Genomic DNA, 470 nt, shown 5'->3' with positions numbered 1-470 from the left:
GCGAAAAGCGGAGCCGTAAGGCGGAAGCGTAGTGAGTGCGGTTTTTAAGGTCTTGTACAGTGGTTACAAGACCTTTTTCAGTCTGCCAAGGCAGACTGAAAAAAGCTTTACACCCCGAATTGTAATACGGGGTGTAACTAGACAACCAACCATATAAACCCTTGATATAACTGATTTTATATGGTTGCGTACAGGTTATACGAAAATCGAAAAAATTCAAAAAAAGCAAAAAAATAGATAAAAAAGCAGATTTTTTCAAAAAAACTTGCTTTTTTTGTATATTAAAATTCGATTTCCTAGTTTTTCAAATAAGCTTCAAGAAATTCAGCTTTCAGAGTATCAAATTCATCATCTGTTATATCTTGGCTCTGCTTTTAGAAAGTTACAGAGTAAGGGTTTATATACTAAGACGGAGCATCGAACCGTGAAATATCTCAACAATTTAATTGAGCAGGACCATCGTCCAATTA

Annotated in this window: 1 protein-coding gene and 1 pseudogene; one reads left to right on the top strand and one right to left on the bottom strand. The window is 35.1% G+C overall.

What is annotated here, in order from left to right; genetic code table 11:
• Nucleotides 1-259 (bottom strand): hypothetical protein (locus RR45_RS11390; RefSeq protein ID WP_218838361.1); only part of this gene is annotated, 259 nt, incomplete at its 3' end.
• 102 nt (nt 260-361) lie between these two features.
• On the opposite strand from RR45_RS11390, the pseudogene RR45_RS10955 reads away from it, so the two are divergent.
• Nucleotides 362-470: pseudogene (locus RR45_RS10955) on the top strand (IS6 family transposase); the annotation flags it as partial.

This window comes from Pseudolactococcus chungangensis CAU 28 = DSM 22330 (assembly GCF_002441885.1).
GTDB lineage: Bacteria > Bacillota > Bacilli > Lactobacillales > Streptococcaceae > Pseudolactococcus > Pseudolactococcus chungangensis.
The sequence above is the reverse complement of the archived record's forward strand: the minus strand, read 5'-3'. Positions and strand labels throughout refer to the sequence as shown.